The following is a 16,341-nucleotide window of genomic DNA, read 5'->3' as shown; positions in this document are numbered from 1 at the left end:
CAGTTCTGAACGGTTCGCCCCCATCCGGGCGGGCCGTTTTCTTTTTTCGCCCCGCTGTCACAAAACCGCCTTTTCCGCCGTTATCATGGGTGAAGCCGGTCTTCAGCATGACACAGTGAAAGGAGGGACACCATGGACGAACAGCAGCTTCAGGCCGCCTTTTCCGCCGGAGACGAGGCCGCCCTCTCCGCCGCCATCGACCGGTACGGGCAGCCGCTGCTCCGCTACTGCCACCACATCCTCTGCGACTACCACGAGGCCCAGGACGCGGTGCAGGACACCTTTTTCAAAGCCTGGCGCTACCGGGAACGGCTCAAAGCCGCGCCCCTCCAGCCCTGGCTGTACCGCCTGGCCTACACCGCCTGCATGGACCAGCTCCGGCGGCGGAAGCGGCAGCTCTTCGCGCCTCCGCCCACCTCCCGGTCCGATCCGGACTATATCGGCGAGGATCTGCGCCGGGCTCTGCTCACCCTCCGGCCGGAGGAGCGGGCCCTGGTCTTTGGCCGGGTCATGGAGGAGCAGCCCTTTGAGGTCCTGGCACAGCGGCACGGCGTGTCCGCCGCCACCGCGCGGCAGCGCTACCAGCGGGCCAGAAAGAAGCTGGCCAAGGCCCTGGCTCCATCCCATCCGCCCTGCGCAAAGGAGGATTGTCTATGAACCGAACCGCTGATGAACAGCTGATTTATGATGCGCTCTCCCAGGTGGTCACCCCTCCCTGCGAGATCGAGCCCGCCGTCCGCCTGCGGCTGGCCGCAGAGGGGGACCGCAGGCCCAGGGCCCTCCCCCGGCGCACCCTCCTGCTGGCCGCCGCCCTGGCCCTCTTTCTTATAATCGGCGCAGCAGCCGCCGGTGTATCCGGCCTGTGGCAGCACTTCTGGCCCGGCGCTGACATCCCATATCGCGCGGTCACCTCCCCCGGCGTCAGCCAGACCGCCGGAGACTACACCCTCACCCTGGAGGACGTGATGGCCGACGACAGCGGCATCATCCTGCTGCTGTCCCTCTCCCGGGCCGACGGCGGGCCCATCGATCCGGACGCCCGGCTCAGCGGCCACACCGTGCACGCTTCCCTTCTGGCCGACGGACAGTCCTTCGGCGGAGGCGGCATGGACAACCCCGTCCTCTCAGAGGACGGAACCGCCCTCTTCTTCTGCTGTCAGCTGGAGGACCACCGGCTCTTCGCCGGAGAGACGCTGTCCGGCAAGCAGCTCACCTTTACGGCAGACGGCGTGGCCATTCCGCTCTACTCCGACAACGCCCTGGGCTATCAGCCGGAGGAGGCTGTATCCCTGGCGCCCCTGGCAGAGCTGGATATCCCGGAATACGACGCCGGACAGGCCGCCGCCGACCTGGCGCATACCTCCATCCCGCTGCCGCTGGACGATAAATTCCCCCAGTACCGGATTCTGGGCGGTGCGGTCACGGAAAACGGGCTGGGCATCCTGCTCAGCGGCGGCACGGCCCAAAGCGGCGACCTGGTGTGCGGCGGCGTCCTCCCGGAGGCTCTGGTGGACACCCGGACCGGCCAAGCCTATTCCCTCTCCGGCGGCGACAGCGTCACCCTGTCCGACGGTACCAGCGGCATGCTCTACACCTTCCGGGACTGCCCCCTCACCGCCGCCGACCTGCCCTGGCTGGAGCTGGAGGTGTCCTATCAGGTGGACAAGATCCTGTCCGGCGCCCCCTTCTCCCTCGCCTTTACCGCCGACCAGAGCAGCGCCCTGGCCCTGGACATCCAGACATCTGTGGACCTGGACGGCATGTCCCTCAGCCTGACCGAACTGCGGCTCTCCGCCCTGGATATCTCCTTCACCATGGACAACGGCACCGACGCGCTGAGCCTGCTCCTGGACCGGGGCGTGGCCCCGGTGCTCACCATGGCGGACGGCAGCCGGATTTCCACCGCGTGGCAGGGCGGCTCCGGCGCAGCAAACGGTCCCTCCTCCGCCCACTTCCAGCCCGTGGGCGACGACGGAAACCGCATTTTCCCGGACACGGCGGATATCGCCTCCGTCTCCCTGGCCGGACAGACCGTCTGGACCGCGCCCTGACCCCATTTCCTGCGTTTGCGCCTCTCCCGCTCCGGGAGAGGCGTTTTTTTGCCCTGCCGCCCCCTTCGCCCGGTTTCCCGAGATTTTCTCCCCTTCCGATGGTAAGCTTATGGAAGATTCTTCCTGAAAGAAGGGGTTTTATGTCTGACACGCTCCGGCCCGCGCCCCGCACCTGCGGCGCCTGGCTGGCGATCCCCTGCGGGGCGGCGGGGGCCGCCCTGCTGATACTGGCCCTGGCCAAGGTCACAGGGCTGCAATACACCGGCGCCGCAGGGCGAGGGCTGGTCTTTCTGCTGATCCTTCTGCTGGCCGCCCTGGCGCTGGCCCTGCTGGCGTGGGAGGGCTGCGGCTGGCAGCTGTGCCTGCTCTGCCTGCTGCCCGTGGGAGCCGCCCTCTTCTACCGGGTGCTGTGCCTGGACTACTGCTCCTACGACTACTACGACTTCCTGGGCCCCTGGGCGGCCTATTTCCGCGATAACGGCGGCTTCGCCGCCCTGAAGGACAACATAGGGGACTACAACGTCCCCTACCTCTATTTTCTCGCCGCCCTCTCCTATTTCAATGTGCCCGACTTCTACCTCATCAAGCTCTTCTCCGTGCTCTTCGATGTGGCGCTCTCCTGGGGCGGCTTCCGGCTGTGCCGCCTGTTCTGCCCGGACGACAGCCCCCGGCCCGCCGCCGCCTTCTGCCTGCTCCTGCTGCTGCCCACCGTGGTGCTCAACGGCGCCTGCTGGTCCCAGTGCGATTCCATCTACGCCGCCCTCATCCTCCACGCCCTGGCCTGCGGCCTGGAGCGGCGGAGCGCCCCCTCCCTGGTGCTGGCGGGACTGGCCTTCTCCGTCAAGCTCCAGACCATTTTCCTCCTGCCCCTGTGGGCGGCCCTCTGGTTCACCGGCCGGGTCAGGACCAGAGACCTGCCCCTCTTCCCCGCCGCCTTTCTGGCCGCCGCCCTCCCCGCCCTGCTGGCGGGAAAGCCCCTGCCCGACATCCTAATGGTCTATGTGGGCCAGACGAAGGCCTATTCCGCCCTCGCCCTCAACGCCCCCTCGGTCTACGCCCTGCTGCCGGGAAATCTTCCGGCGGGCGCGTCCCTTCCGGGCATCGCCGCCGCCGGGCTGCTGACGGCCGGGGTGCTGTTGGCCCTCTTTCTCCGCCGGCAGCGGGTCACCGGCCGGGCCCTGCTGGCGGCCGGCGTTGTGCTGGCCATCGGGATCCCCTTTCTCCTCCCCCACATGCACGACCGGTACTTCTTCCTGGCCGACGTCCTCACCCTGCTCTGGGCCTGCACCGACAGACGGCGCATCCCCCTTGCGGCCCTGGTGCAGATCGCCTCTCTGGGGGCCTACTACGCCTACCTGAAGCTGGAGTACGCCTTTCCCATGGCTCTGGGCGCTCTCCTGATGCTCGCCGCCCTGCTGGGCGCTGTCTGGGGGCTGTTCCGGTCCCTGCGCCCCCCGGCAGACATCGCCCGGGAAATACAAAAACGCCCCCGCCTGCACAGCAGACAGGGGCGCGCCAGATGATGCTTACTCCCGGGTCAGCCGGTCCAGCTCCTCGCCCACCAGCTCCATGGCCCGGTCCAGGCACTGGGTCACCGTGCCGGGCTCCGCCGCCACCCGGATGTGGCAGCGCTCCATGGGGACGAGGATCTTCACCGCCTCGCTCTCCCCGATGGCCAGGGCCATGGCCGGGGTGATCTCCCCCAGCAGGCCGTTGGCCGCCAGCACGGTGACCACCCCCAGGATCATCTGGGCCTTGCCCGCGTTGACCACGATGGCGTTCTCACCGGTGGCGCCGTCGTCGGCCCCTGCCTTCAGCATGCGGGCAGTCGCCCCGGAATTGGTCCCCAGGGCGCGGACATGGAGCCAGGGCCAGCTCTTCTTCAGCTTCTCCACCAGGCTCTTCCCGATTCCGCCCCCCAGCCCGTCCACTACGGCTACAATAATATCTTCCCGTCTCAATTCCTACCAACTCCGTTCGTTATCTCTTTTTCAACACATCTCCGCCATTTTAGCGCAGAGCTTCCGGAATTGCAAACAATTTTTACGAAAAAATCCCTTCGTCATTTTGATTGACATAATAATTCTCCTGGCAGGATTTTCTGCCGGAAAAAGTTTGACACAGCGACTACAATGTGTTACAATTTGGTTACAGTTTGATTTTACTTGTTACAAGGAGGGCCTCATGGCTGAAGAAAAGATTCCTCTGGTTTATAAAGGTCACCCGCTCCGCCGCAAGGACAACCTGATCTACTACGGCAGCATGGCGGATAAATACATCATCATGATGCAGATTCTGGACACCAAGAAGGTGGACGACCTGGACGTGGCCTCCCGCGTGTCCGTGCAGCTGCAGCTCACCGACCCCGACCTGAAGAGCCGGGACCGGGTGGTGAAGAAGACCGAGAAAGACAGCCTGTACAACGCCATGGACGTGGCTTCCGTCTGGCTGGAGCGCAGCCTCTCTTCCAAGTAAGAGGCGCTGTCCCCGCAACCGTACGAAAGAAAAACCTCCGGCGAAAGCCGGACCGAATCTGTTATGGAGGATGATACCAATGATACCTGCCGGAAAGTTCCTGCGCGTCGCAGTTCTCGGCGCAGCCCTCTCCGCCATCACCGTCGCCGGCGCTTCCGCCGCCAGCGTGGGTGTGGGCACCGTCACCGCCGACGCCCTCCGCCTTCGCGAGAGCGCCAGCACCGACTCCACCATCCTGGCCACCGCTCCCAGCGGCGACACCGTCGTCGTCCTGGCCGACGCGGGCAACGGCTGGTACAAGGTGGACTACAACTCCATCGAGGGCTATATGTCCGGGGAATATCTCAACGTGCAGGCAACTGCCGATGTGAAGATCGGCTACGGCAAGGTGTCCGCCGGCGGCTCCACGCTGAACATGCGCAGCGGTCCCGGCACCGGCTACGACCGGGTGGCCACCCTCAACGACGGCACTGTGGTGGACATCGTGGGCATCGACAACGGCTGGTATAAGGTTACATATAACGGCACCACCGGCTATGTCAGCAGCGACTACATGGTTACCGTGAAGGACTCCGCCGGTTCCCGCGGCGACGGCACTTCCGTCGCCTCCACCTCCAGCCTGGGCCAGCAGATCGTCGACTACGCCCAGAACTTCCTGGGCTGCGCCTATGTGTGGGGCGGCAACGGCCCCACCTCCTTTGACTGCTCCGGCTTCACCAAGTATGTATACGCCCACTTCGGCTACACCCTGAACCGCACTGCCACCGACCAGCTGGCCAACGGCGTGGCCGTGACCAAGGACCAGCTCCAGCCCGGCGACCTGGTGTTCTTCAACAGCGGCTACACCTCCAAGCCCGTGTCCCACGTGGGTATCTACATCGGCAACGGCAAGTTCATCCACGCCTCCACCAACGCCTACATGGTCCAGATCGACGACCTGTCCAGCGGCTACTACTCCCGCGTGTATGTCTACGGCCGCCACATCATCTGAGCCCCGCTTTTCAGACCTCCATACATAACAGAACAAAAGAGCGCCGCTGTCCTGACCGGACAGCGGCGCTTTTTCCTGTCTTTAGCGTGTTTCGTCCTGGCCGTCCCCGCCAAAGGGCTCCTCAGGGGGGATATTGGTGTACATGGGCGGCTCCTCCGTGTCCTCCAGGTTGCCCTCCGCCTTCAGCTCGGCGATGCGGCTCTTGTTCTCCTCAATGGTCACCTTGGAGGCAGTGATCTTCTCGCACAGCGCCACATAGGCCGCCTCAGGGGCCATGCCGCGCTCGGCGTAGTACAGCTTGCCGATCTCAATGTAGGCCTTTTTGATCGCGTCCTCCTCGGCGGAGTTGGCCAGGTTCAGCTTGGCGATCTCGGCCAGCTGCCGGGACTTGGCCACGCCCGCCCGGCCCAGATCCATCGCTTTATCCCTCAGTTCATCAAAAAATGCCATAGGAAACGACCTCCTTATGTCTTTCCAACGTCTTCATCCGATTCAACAGGACGCTTCTTCGGAATCTGGACTTATTTTAACCTCTTTTCTCCGCCCGCGCAATAGCTCATAATATGATTTAAGGCTTTTTTAATCCCCCATTCAGAAACCATTCTGCCGCACCGCCCGCCCGGTGACCGCATATCCTGGGAATGGAGGTTATGCTTATGTATCATCAGAAAGGTTTCTGCGGCGCGGGCGGCTCCATTCCCGCCGAGGCGCTGTATCCCGATTGTCCCTGTCCCTCCTGTCCTCCTCCCTGCCAGACTGTACGGATCTGTCCCATTCCCGGACCCACCGGCGCCACTGGCCCCGCCGGCATGACCGGCGCCACGGGGCCCATGGGTCCCATGGGGACGCAGGGCCCCACCGGTACAACCGGCCCTACCGGCCCCACTGGACTCACCGGGCCTTCCGGCGCGACCGGCCCCACTGGACCCACCGGGCCTTCCGGCGCAACCGGTCCCTCTGGTCCCACCGGGCCTTCCGGCGCAACTGGTCCCACTGGGCCCACCGGGCCTTCCGGCGCAACCGGTCCTACTGGACCCACCGGACCTTCCGGCGCGACCGGCCCCACTGGTCCTACCGGCCCTTCCGGTGCGACCGGTCCCACTGGACCCACCGGACCTTCCGGCGTGACCGGTCCCACTGGTCCTACCGGCCCTTCCGGCGCGACTGGCCCCACTGGTCCTACCGGGCCTTCCGGCGCGACCGGCCCCACTGGTCCTACCGGGCCTTCCGGCGCGACCGGCCCCACTGGTCCCACCGGGCCTTCCGGCGCGACCGGCCCCACTGGTCCCACCGGGCCTTCCGGCGCAACCGGTCCTACTGGGCCTACCGGGCCCAAGGCAAGCGTAACTGCCGCTGCGGCTGTGCCCAGTGTATCCAGTGACGCCGACCTTGCCACCCTGATTCAGTCCTACAACAGCTTGCTGTCCTCCCTGCAGGCCGCCGGCCTCCTCTCCGACACCTAATCGCGATACCGGGAGCGCCCCGGGGCACTTCTGCCCGGGGCGCTCCGCTATTCTCATCATGTTCAATTTTTCTGTCTCTTTGCCCTCTCCATGGCGGCGCGGACCGGTTTGGACTTCTCCTGCCGGTTGTTCCGGGACAGGATGTCGGAGATCTGGCCCTCCGCCTGCTCCACCTCCGCCTTGAAGATGCGGGCGGAGACCCGGAGGGCGCCGTGGCCCAGGATGATGAGCTGCTCGGCGCTGTCCGAGGTGGCCACCCGCACGTGGTGGTGCTTGCCCAGCTCATAGGTGGCCCGCTCGATGTAGGCGTCGGCAGTCTCCGCCTCCTTGGTGTAGACCACGTAGATGTTGTGGTATTTGCTCACATCCCCCGTGTTGCGGGGCACCTTGTAGGCGTCAAAGACCAGAATCACCACGCACTTGCGGAACCCCTGGTAGTTGCTCAGGATGTCCATCAGCAGCTGTCGGGCGGCGTCCAGGCTGGTGCGGGCCACCGCCTTCAGCTCGTCCCAGGCGAAGATGATGTTGTACCCGTCCACCAGCAGGTACTCCGGGCCGGAGTCCCGCAGCGCCACCTCCCGCCGCTCGGGCAGCTCGGCGTGCTTCTTGCGGACAGGCTCCTGGGGAAGAAAATCCCGCCGCTTGATGGGGCCGTAGGTCCGCTCAAAGATGGCCTGGAGCTCCTTGTCCTGGGCCACGCCGTCGGAATAGGAGGTGCCGGGACGGTACACCGGCGTTTCCTCCTCCGGCTCCTCCTCCTGGCCGCCAAGGCGCAGGCCGCTGTCCACGTGCATGTGCTCCCGCACCTCGTTCCACTTGACCACCACCCCCGCGCCGTGGGAACAGAACACCGAGTCCGCCGGGTTCTCCGTGTCCCGCTCGCACTGGTAGCCGATGGCCGCCACCACCTCGTCCTGGTTGTGGCAGGGCTGGTAGCCCTTCAGGGTGCAGAAGAGCCGCCCCCGGCCCTTGGTGTAGGACATGACCTCGGCGGCGTAATCCCGCAGGCCCGCCACCGGCGCAGAACCGGTGAGCACCGTCTCCTCCCCCAGGGTCTCCGGGGTGTCCGTCTCGCCGCCCATCCGCTGCAAATCGGTCATGGCACGGCCCACGCACTCGGGGGGGATCTCCAGCCGGAAGCTGTACCAGGGCTCCAGCAGGATGCTCTTGGCCTGCATCAGGCCCTGCCGCACGGCCCGGTAGGTGGCCTGGCGGAAGTCGCCGCCCTCGGTGTGCTTGACGTGGGCCCGGCCCGCCACCAGAGTGATGCGCATGTCGGTGATGGGCGAGCCGGTGAGCACGCCCAGGTGCTGCTTTTCCTCCAGATGGGTGAGGATGAGCCGCTGCCAGTTCCGGTCCAGCATGTCCTCCCCGCAGGCAGAGGCGAAGTGGAGGCCGCTGCCCCGCTCCCCCGGCTCCAGCAGGAGGTGGACCTCCGCGTAGTGCCGCAGGGGCTCGAAGTGCCCCACCCCCTCCACCGGCTCGGCGATGGTCTCCCGGTAGACGATGCTGCCCGCGTCAAAGGTGACGTCCAGCCCGAACCGCTCCCCAATGAGCCGCCGGAGCACCTCCAGCTGGACCTCCCCCATGAGCTGGATGTGGATCTCCCGCAGCTGCTCGTTCCAGACGATGTGGAGCTGGGGGTCCTCCTCGGCCAGCTCCCCCAGCTTGAGGAGGGCGGTGTGGGGGTCGCAGCCCTCGGGCAGCACCACCCGGTAGGTGAGCACCGGCTCCAGCACCGGCGTCTCCCCCTCCGCCTCCCAGCCCAGGCCCTCGCCGGGCACGGTACGGCTCAGGCCGGTGACGGCGCACACCGTCCCCGCCGGGGCCTCGTCCACGGTGGTGAATTTGGCGCCGGAGTAGATGCGGATCTGGTCCGCCTTCTCCTCCCACACCTTCTCCTCCGCCAGGGCGGCCCGGCGGTTGGTGAGCAGGGCCTTCACCTTCAGGCTGCCCCCCGTCACCTTCAGATAGGTCAGCCGGTTGCCCTGAGGGTCCCGGGCGATCTTATAGACCCGGGCGCCGAACTCGCGGGGATAGTCCGGGCTGGTGCCGTATTTGCTCAGGCCGGAGAGCAGCTCCTCCACCCCCTCCAGCCGCAGGGCGGAGCCGAAGTAGCAGGGGAACAGCTTCCGCGCCCGGATAAGGGCGGCGATGTCCTCCTCCGCCACCTCTCCGGTCTCCAGGTAGCGCTCCAGCACGTCCTCGCCGCACACGGCCACGTTCTCCAGCCAGCTGTCCCTGTCCTGTCCGGGCCCGAAGTCCACACAGCCCTCGTCCAGCCGGGCCTTCAGCCCGGAGAGCAGGGTGTCTCTGTCAGCCCCCGCCAGGTCCATCTTGTTGACAAAGAGGAACACCGGCACGCCGTACCGCTCCAGCAGCCGCCAGAGGGTCATGGTGTGGCCCTGGACGCCGTCGGTGCCGCTGATGACCAGGATGGCGCAGTCCAGCACCTGGAGGGTGCGCTCCATCTCGGCGGAGAAGTCCACGTGTCCCGGGGTGTCCAGCAGGGTGATGGCCATGTCCTCCAGAGGCAGCACCGCCTGCTTGGAGAAGATGGTGATGCCCCGCTCCCGCTCCAGGGCGTAGGTGTCCAGGAAGGCGTCCTTGTGGTCCACCCGCCCCAAGCGCTTCAGACAGCCGCAGGTGTAGAGCAGCCCCTCGGACAGGGTGGTCTTGCCCGCGTCCACGTGGGCAAACAGGCCTGTACAGAGCCTTCTCTTCCCTTTTGATTCTTCCGCCTGTCGGCCCATAAAAAACCGCCTCTCACGGAGACACTGTCTCCGTTGTTTTCAGAATATGGCCGGGCAGGGACTGCCCGGCACGCACCATTATAGCACAAGCGCCGCCCCCAGTCGAGACGCGCTTTTCCGCTTCCATGGACAGAACACCCGGAGCCGGGAAATTCCGGCTCCGGGTGTTCTGCTGCGGAAGATTCGATTTACTCGGGCAGCCCTCAGGCGGCCTTCTTCTCCTTCTTCCAGCGGCGCACGATGGCTACCACGCCCCAGATGATAAGGGCCGCGGCCACCACGTTCTCCACGATGAGGATGATGTAGTAATTGGCGAAGGGCAGCGCCTCCACGGCCACGCCGTGGACAATGCCGTTCATGGCGTTGGAGTTGACGGTGGTGTAGAGGATGTGCTTGATGGCCTGGCGGGCGAAGTACTGGGTGGCGGGATTGGTCGGATCCATGGGCGCGTCCACCTCGAAGCCGGTCAGCTTCAGGTCGCCGCCGGCCCGGATGCACTGCTCGGTGTCCATGACGCCGCCGCCGTCGTAGTCGGTGATGACCGTTCCGTCAAAGCCCCACTCGTTGCGCAGCACGCCGGTGAGCAGGTTGTAGTCGCCGCCCGACCAGGTGCAGCCCACCCGGTTGAAGGAGGACATGACCGCCATGACGCAGGGGATCTCCGCCTCGGTCTGGGTGAAGGAGCCGGTGTCCTCGTCGTACTGCTGGACCATGATGGTGGTCATGGGCCGCTCCTCGATGCAGGTCTGGAAGGGCTTGAGGTAGATCTCCCGGATGGCCTGCTCGTTGGCAAAGGTGGCCACGTGGCTGCGGTGGTCCTCCTGGTCGTTGAGGGCGAAGTGCTTGATGTAGGCGTACACGCCCTTCTCGGCGCAGGCGCTGGCGGCCTGGAGGGCCAGCTCGCCGGACATGAAGCCGTCCTCGGAGTAGTACTCAAAGTTGCGGCCGGCAAAGGGGGTGCGGTGGATGTTCATGGCAGGGGCGTACCAGCCGGAGATGATGCCGATGTAGGTGTGGTTGCCCCAGTTGCCGTCGGCGGCCAGGGCGTCCTCGCCCACATAGTAGCCGTGGAGATAGGAGTTCTCCCGGTCCCAGCTGGCGGCCAGGTTGGTGGCGCAGGGATAGGTGATGGAGTAGGGCTCGTGGGTGATGCCGCCCTCATTCAGGCCGGAGGGGCCGTCGTAGTCGATGGCTCTGGGCTTGCCCATGTTGACGGACATCAGGGTCTGATAGCCGCCGTTGCGGATGATGGTCTCCAGCTCGCTGACGTCCATCTGATTGATGAGGGCGTCCCAGCCGCCCTCGGCCTCCACCTCGTCAAAGTCTCTGCCCCGGAAGTCGATGAGCTCCAGGTCCCCGTCCTGGCCGTACACACCGGCCATGGAGGCGGCCTCCTCCTCGGTCATGGGGTTGAGGGAGGCGCTGGCTCCCTTGGCCTTGAGGGCGTCCCGGATGGTGTCGGACACCTCCACCTCCCAGGTGTAGCCGTTCTTCTCGCTGTACTGGCTCTTTCTCTGGCTGTCCTGGTCGCCGTGGGTGGTGGGGAAGGTGCCCACCCAGTCCTGGCGGGTCAGGTACTGGTCTCTGGGGGTCAGCTCGTCGTAGCTGGCGTGGTCAAACTGGTTGGTCACCGTCACGCCCGTCAGGGAGACGGAGTAGGTCTTGTTGTCCACGCCGTTGTTGTCCAGGTAGGTATAGGTCCACTTGCCCACAAAATCCGGGTCGGGCGTTCCGAAGAGGCCGTCGGTCTCATGGCCGGCATAGGCCAGGAAGTTGTTGTTGGCGGCGTGGGCGTTGGGGGCGGCGGTCAGCAGGTAGTCGCCCGCCTCCAGGATGTAGGTCTTGGCGTTCACATCGTCGTAAGAGATGAAGTCCTTCTGGTTTACGGTGATGGTCACGGTCTCGGATGCGCCGGGCTCCAGGTCGCCGGTCTTCTCGAAGCCCACCAGGGCCACGGAGGCCTTTTCAATGTGGTTGGCCTTGTCGTACTCGGTGTAGGGGGCGTTGAGGTAGACCTGCACCACGTCCCGGCCGGTCACGTCGCCGGTGTTGGTGACGGTGACCTGGATCTGGATGTCGCCGTTGTCGTCCATGTCGCTCATGGTGAAGTCGGACCACTCAAAGGTGGTGTAGGACAGGCCGTAGCCGAAGGGGTACTGCACCACCTGGCCGTAGTCGTAGTCCCCGGCGTTGCCCTGCTCCAGCATCTTGTCAAAATAGCGGGTCTCGTAGTACTTGTAGCCCACATAGATGCCCTCGTCGTAGAACACGCCGGCCTCCACGTCCTGGCCGTTGTTCACCAGCATCATGTCGCCCATGTTCTGCATGGCGGGAGAGGAGAAGGCGTCGTAGGCGAAGGTGTCCACCAGGTGGCCGGAGGGGGTGACGTTGCCGCTGAGCACGTCGGCGATGGAGCGGCAGGTGTCGCCGCCGGCGCCGGGGGCCCACAGGACGGCGGAGATGTTCTCGTAGTCCTTGACCCAGCCCAGCTCAAAGGCGTTGTTGGTGTTGACCACCAGGATCACGTTGTCGAAGTTGTCGTTGAGGTACTGGATCACGCCCAGCTCCACGGAGTCGGGCTCCAGGTAGTGCTTGTCCTTGTCCTCGGCGATGTCGGTCCAGTCGCCCATGTACCGGCCCAGGTCGCGGCCCTCGCCGCCGGTGCGGGCGATAAAGAAGACGGGCGTGGTGCCCACAGCCTCATCCTTGGCCTCCTGGGGGATGGCGGAGATGGGGGCCTCGTTGATGGACCAGTCCTCGGCGCCGCCGTACATGATGGCGCCGCCGCCACGGGTGTAGGTGCTGTGGTTGTCGCTGTAGAACTTCCACAGGGACTCGTTGACCGAGAAGCCCTGCTCGGTGAGGGCGGTGCGCATGTCGCTGGAGATGGTGCTCACGCCCGAGCCGGTGCCGCCGGCCAGCAGGTCCACGGAGGACGCGGAGAACAGGCTCAGCTTGGAGCCCGCCGCCACGGGCAGGCCCTTGCCGCTCTCCGTGTTGTTGTAGAGGAGCACGAAGCCCTCGGCGCCCGCCTTGCGGGTGTAGGCCTGCTCGGCGGCCTGGAGCTCGTCGGAGTCGGTGATGTCCCGGGTGTAGTACTCCGCGTCCACGCCCTCGGGCGCGCCGCCCGTCTTGAGCTGGGTCTCGCCAAAAATGTCCCGGAGCACCAGGTCAAACGAGGACGTGGTCACCACCGAGAGCACCACGGAGAAGGCCAGCAGCACGGCCAGCAGCGGGGTAACAATGGCGGTAAACGTCTTGGCGCTCAGCTTTTTCTTGTTTTTCTTTTCCTTTGCCACGAAAATTCCCTCCATAAGCTGTGGTTTACAAGATACTCAGGTCAATGGCCGCCTCCCCTCCCGCCTGTTCCGCGGGAGAGGAGGACGGGCACGGTCGGAAGAAGAGGGAGATCACTCGGCCTCAGCCGTGGGCACCAGCTCCTCGCCCTGGGCGGAGGTCTTGACCCACTGGTAGTCCGCCTGGCTGGTCTCAGCGCTGTAAGCGCCCATCCAGCCCTCGGCGTCGGCGGTGCCGCACCAGAAGTTCATCAGGATGCGGCCGGGGGTGGAGGGCATGGGGCCGTTGTCCTCGGTGTTCACGCTGTAGACGGCCTCGCCGTCCACAAACCAGGTGATGGAGTCCTCCTCCCAGCGGAAGCCGTACTCGTGGAACTCCTCGGAGGCGTCAAAGCCCAGCTCATACCAGTACTCGTGGCCGCCCTGGCCGTCCACATAGTAGTTGAACTGCACGCCCGTGGTGTCCTTGCCCAGGAACTCGATGTCGATCTCGTCCCAGGGGTTGGGCTCGCCGTCGGCGTTGATGTCGTAGGGGCCGGTACAGGTGAAGAAGGTGCTGGCGGTGCCCTCGTCCTTGGAGGGCTTCATGCTGACGGAGTAGTCGCCGTAGCCGTAGTAGAGGCCGGTGCGCATCTCGCCGCCGTAGTAGTCCTGCTCCACATCGTCCCCGGCGGGGCTGATGTTCAGCTGCATCTGACCGTCGTTGTAGGTGACGTTGCTGCCGGCCCACCACACATTGAACACACTGCCGTTGGACCAGCCGTCAGAGGGGAACATGGCCTCCACGGCGCCGTTGGAGAAGTCGGCCAGCATGTCGCCGCCCAGAGGCTCGGCGGCGGGAACAGAGGGAGACGCGGCAGGAGCGGACGCGGAGGGGGAGACAGCGGGGGTGGTCACGGCGGGAGACACATCATCCGACGGAGCACCGCCGGCAGAAGGGGTTTCGCTACAGGCGGTCAGAGACAGGGTCAGCGCGACGGACAGGACCAGTGCAGGAACGTTCTTTTTCATGGGTTCTCTCTCCTTCTCAAATATGTGGCCGCGGCGTGTGTGTTCGAGCACGGACCATGGTGATTCACGCCCCCGGCTTGCTGACCATAATATAGCAAAAGGAACACCCGTTGGTAATGGGTGTTCCTTAAACTATCATATTTTTTCGTAATCTGTATTTGCTGCCCTAAAAATCGCCGGTACTGAAGAGAATATTTAGATGAAATATACCGCCGCTGGTATAGGTGTTCAGCTCTCCCTTGTACTTGTGGACGATCATACGGATGCTGCGCATGCCGAAGCCGTGGTAGTCCTTGTCCGCCTTGGTGGTCATGGGCAGGCCGTCCTGAAAGGCCAGGTCGCCGTCGAAGTAGTTCTCCTCCTGGATGATGAGCATGCCGCCCCTGGCCTTCACCGACAGGTCGATCACCCGCCGCTCCCGCTGCTCCAGATTCTTCACCGCCTCCAGGGCGTTGTCCAGCACGTTGCCGAAGAGGCAGTAGAGGTCGCTGTCCTCCATAAAGGAGAGCTTCTCCCCGTCCGCCATGCAGGAGAGCTTGATGCCGTTCTGCTCGCAGTAGAGGCTCTTCTCCGTCAGCAGCACGTCCAGCAGCCGGTTGCCCGTCTCGATCTTGGCGTCGTAGATGGCCACGCTCTTCCGGATGTCCTCCACCGCTCCGGGGGAGACCTGTCCCCCCTGGGCGGCCAGCGAGGAGAGCCGGTACCGGATGTCGTGGCACTTGACGTTGATGAGCTCGATGGTGTCCCGGGAGATCTCATACTGCCGCTGGCTCTGGCGGACGGCGTGCTGGAGATAGGCCACCTCCTGCTTGAGCTCCCGCTGCTCCACGGTGCGGGAGGCCAGCAGCAGCACGATCATGCAGCACATGACGGAGATCAGGTTGCCCGACTGCCGCAGGACAAAGTACTCCACCATGTCGAACTGGTTTTCCCGCCCCACGCTCAGGCGGGCAAAGTAGATGTCCTCCACCGAGCACAAAATGGCGGTAATGACCAGAATGAGCAGGGAGATGGCCAGCAGCTGCTGGTCCAGCTGCCAGCTGTTCACGGGCCAGACCACCCGGCGGATGAAAAACACGTACACCGCCGCCACGGCCGCCGCGAAGATAAGATAGTAGGTCAGGCGGTAGTACAGGTCAAAATGCAGGCCCCAGCTGTCGCTCACATTCACCAGCCAGCCGCACCACACCAGCAGGTACAGCTTGTAGCACAGGTTCTGGGCGGCGTAGGCCACGCTGCAGCAGAACAGGACGGCGGGGAAATACTCCGTGAAGCACAGCTTCACGTGGGCGATGGTCACCGCGAACAAAAAGAGGTACACCGCGCTCCGCCCCGCCACCGTATCCCCCCACAGCCGGTAAAACCCGGCGGCCCCAAGGGCCACGGCCAGCACCGCGCACAGGCCGCCGGCGGCTTTCAGCCAGAACCGGGGCGCCCGGTTCAGCTTCCAGGTGGTGAGCACATAGAACACATAGAGCTCAAAGAGGAACTCCAGGATGATATTTCTGTAAATCAGGAGGACCTCGCCCATCTTCACTGCCCTCCCCCGGAGCCGGCGTACCAGTTGGACAGCTCCGCCAGAAAGGCCGCCCGCCTGGGCCGGCTGATCTGGAGCTCGGAGTCCCCCACCTGCACGGTGCACCCCTTGACCCGCACCACGAACTTGGGGTTGACCAGGTAGCACTTGTTGCAGCGCAGGAAGCCGAACCCCCGCAGCTCCTGCTCCACGCCGGAGAGCACACCGGTCATCTCGATCACGTCGTCGATGAGGTGGTAGCACAGGCGGTGGTTGGAGATCTCCACGTACATCAGCTTGTCGGTGGAGATGCGGCACAGGCCGCCGGGGGCGTTCACCGTAAAGCTCCGGTCCTCGTTCATGATGTAGATGTCCAGGGCCTTTTTGAATTTCAGGGAAAAATCGTAGTAGCTCACCGGCTTGACCAGAAAGCTGACCGCGTCCACCTCGTAGCCCTTGAGGGCGTACTGGACCAGGTTGGTGATGAAAATAAGGGACACGTTCTTGTCCAGTCTGCGCAGCTCCACCGCCGCCTCCATGCCGTCCTTTTTGGGCATCTGGATGTCCATGAACACCACGGCGAAGATGCCTTTATAGTCCTTGAGGAACTCCTCTCCATTGCAAAACCGGGTCACATGGAATTCCTGCCCGGTCTCGGCGGCGTACTTTTCGATATACCCCGTCAGCCGCTGGGCAGCGGCGTCCTGGTCCTCCACAATGGCAATGTTTCTCACTTCTTCTCCTCCCCTTACATCAGCAGCAGACACACACGCCGGGCCTCACAC

At 64.7% G+C, this 16,341-nt stretch carries 13 protein-coding genes; 6 read left to right on the top strand and 7 right to left on the bottom strand.

Annotated elements, in window-relative coordinates; translation table 11 throughout:
• The first annotated feature begins 132 nt into the window (after positions 1 to 132).
• The 3 genes from WMO64_RS08330 (at position 133) to WMO64_RS08320 (ending at position 3,574) form a co-directional block, all read left to right on the top strand.
• Positions 133 to 657, top strand: coding sequence for an RNA polymerase sigma factor (locus WMO64_RS08330; protein ID WP_349231677.1), 525 nt, complete (start codon positions 133 to 135; stop codon positions 655 to 657).
• On the top strand, positions 654 to 2,051 hold the full coding sequence (locus WMO64_RS08325) for a hypothetical protein (protein WP_349231676.1): 1,398 nt from the start codon (positions 654 to 656) through the stop codon (positions 2,049 to 2,051). The genes WMO64_RS08330 and WMO64_RS08325 overlap by 4 nt, the downstream gene beginning before the upstream one ends.
• Before the next feature lie 140 nt (positions 2,052 to 2,191).
• Positions 2,192 to 3,574 (top strand): putative hexosyltransferase, encoded by a 1,383-nt coding sequence (locus tag WMO64_RS08320; RefSeq protein ID WP_349231675.1) that lies wholly within the window; start codon positions 2,192 to 2,194, stop codon positions 3,572 to 3,574.
• Positions 3,575 to 3,577: 3 nt separating this feature from the next.
• Here WMO64_RS08320 and WMO64_RS08315 read toward each other — a convergent pair whose 3' ends face one another.
• Complete coding sequence (locus WMO64_RS08315) at positions 3,578 to 4,012, bottom strand: DUF3842 family protein (protein WP_294517735.1); 435 nt, start codon at positions 4,010 to 4,012, stop codon at positions 3,578 to 3,580.
• Positions 4,013 to 4,235: 223 nt separating this feature from the next.
• Here WMO64_RS08315 and WMO64_RS08310 point away from each other — a divergent pair, with 223 nt between their 5' ends.
• Positions 4,236 to 4,526: a hypothetical protein gene (locus WMO64_RS08310; protein ID WP_294517737.1), complete on the top strand. Its 291-nt coding sequence runs from the start codon at positions 4,236 to 4,238 to the stop codon at positions 4,524 to 4,526.
• A 79-nt stretch (positions 4,527 to 4,605) separates the two neighbouring features.
• Positions 4,606 to 5,517 (top strand): C40 family peptidase, encoded by a 912-nt coding sequence (locus WMO64_RS08305; protein WP_349231674.1) that lies wholly within the window; start codon positions 4,606 to 4,608, stop codon positions 5,515 to 5,517.
• A gap of 81 nt (positions 5,518 to 5,598) precedes the next feature.
• On the opposite strand, the gene WMO64_RS08300 is transcribed toward WMO64_RS08305, so the two are convergent.
• Positions 5,599 to 5,967: a serine proteinase gene (locus WMO64_RS08300; RefSeq protein WP_294517742.1), complete on the bottom strand. Its 369-nt coding sequence runs from the start codon at positions 5,965 to 5,967 to the stop codon at positions 5,599 to 5,601.
• A 271-nt stretch (positions 5,968 to 6,238) separates the two neighbouring features.
• Here WMO64_RS08300 and WMO64_RS08295 point away from each other — a divergent pair, with 271 nt between their 5' ends.
• Positions 6,239 to 6,898 carry a hypothetical protein gene (locus tag WMO64_RS08295; protein ID WP_349231673.1) on the top strand — a complete coding sequence of 220 codons (660 nt, stop codon included), beginning with the start codon at positions 6,239 to 6,241 and terminating at the stop codon, positions 6,896 to 6,898.
• 144 nt (positions 6,899 to 7,042) lie between these two features.
• Here the strand turns inward: WMO64_RS08295 and WMO64_RS08290 are convergent, their stop codons facing one another.
• The 5 genes from WMO64_RS08290 to WMO64_RS08270 all read right to left on the bottom strand — a co-directional run bounded on the left by WMO64_RS08290 (position 7,043) and on the right by WMO64_RS08270 (position 16,290).
• Complete coding sequence (locus WMO64_RS08290) at positions 7,043 to 9,733, bottom strand: NYN domain-containing protein (RefSeq protein ID WP_349231672.1); 2,691 nt, start codon at positions 9,731 to 9,733, stop codon at positions 7,043 to 7,045.
• Between the two features lie 203 nt (positions 9,734 to 9,936).
• Positions 9,937 to 13,032, bottom strand: a complete 3,096-nt coding sequence (locus WMO64_RS08285) for a beta-glucosidase (RefSeq protein ID WP_294517745.1) — start codon at positions 13,030 to 13,032, stop codon at positions 9,937 to 9,939.
• Positions 13,033 to 13,143: 111 nt separating this feature from the next.
• Positions 13,144 to 14,040 carry a glycoside hydrolase family 16 protein gene (locus tag WMO64_RS08280; RefSeq protein WP_294517747.1) on the bottom strand — a complete coding sequence of 299 codons (897 nt, stop codon included), beginning with the start codon at positions 14,038 to 14,040 and terminating at the stop codon, positions 13,144 to 13,146.
• Positions 14,041 to 14,206: 166 nt separating this feature from the next.
• Positions 14,207 to 15,571, bottom strand: a complete 1,365-nt coding sequence (locus WMO64_RS08275) for an ATP-binding protein (protein WP_349231671.1) — start codon at positions 15,569 to 15,571, stop codon at positions 14,207 to 14,209.
• 2 nt (positions 15,572 to 15,573) lie between these two features.
• Positions 15,574 to 16,290, bottom strand: a complete 717-nt coding sequence (locus WMO64_RS08270; protein WP_294517751.1) for a LytR/AlgR family response regulator transcription factor — start codon at positions 16,288 to 16,290, stop codon at positions 15,574 to 15,576.
• Positions 16,291 to 16,341: the final 51 nt, after the last annotated feature.

The organism is Pseudoflavonifractor intestinihominis, from assembly GCF_040096055.1.
GTDB classification, from domain to species: domain Bacteria; phylum Bacillota; class Clostridia; order Oscillospirales; family Oscillospiraceae; genus Pseudoflavonifractor; species Pseudoflavonifractor intestinihominis.
The sequence above is the reverse complement of the archived record's forward strand: the minus strand, read 5'-3'. Positions and strand labels throughout refer to the sequence as shown.

Excerpts from the sequence above, each read along its gene's own strand:
- WMO64_RS08330 (WP_349231677.1), top strand. The coding sequence starts at position 133 with ATGGACGAACAGCAGCTTCAGGCCGCCTTTTCCGCCGGAGACGAGGCC.
- WMO64_RS08325 (WP_349231676.1), top strand. The coding sequence starts at position 654 with ATGAACCGAACCGCTGATGAACAGCTGATTTATGATGCGCTCTCCCAG.
- WMO64_RS08320 (WP_349231675.1), top strand. The coding sequence starts at position 2,192 with ATGTCTGACACGCTCCGGCCCGCGCCCCGCACCTGCGGCGCCTGGCTG.
- WMO64_RS08310 (WP_294517737.1), top strand. The coding sequence starts at position 4,236 with ATGGCTGAAGAAAAGATTCCTCTGGTTTATAAAGGTCACCCGCTCCGC.
- WMO64_RS08305 (WP_349231674.1), top strand. The coding sequence starts at position 4,606 with ATGATACCTGCCGGAAAGTTCCTGCGCGTCGCAGTTCTCGGCGCAGCC.
- WMO64_RS08300 (WP_294517742.1), bottom strand. The coding sequence starts at position 5,967 with ATGGCATTTTTTGATGAACTGAGGGATAAAGCGATGGATCTGGGCCGG.
- WMO64_RS08290 (WP_349231672.1), bottom strand. The coding sequence starts at position 9,733 with ATGGGCCGACAGGCGGAAGAATCAAAAGGGAAGAGAAGGCTCTGTACA.
- WMO64_RS08280 (WP_294517747.1), bottom strand. The coding sequence starts at position 14,040 with ATGAAAAAGAACGTTCCTGCACTGGTCCTGTCCGTCGCGCTGACCCTG.
- WMO64_RS08275 (WP_349231671.1), bottom strand. The coding sequence starts at position 15,571 with ATGGGCGAGGTCCTCCTGATTTACAGAAATATCATCCTGGAGTTCCTC.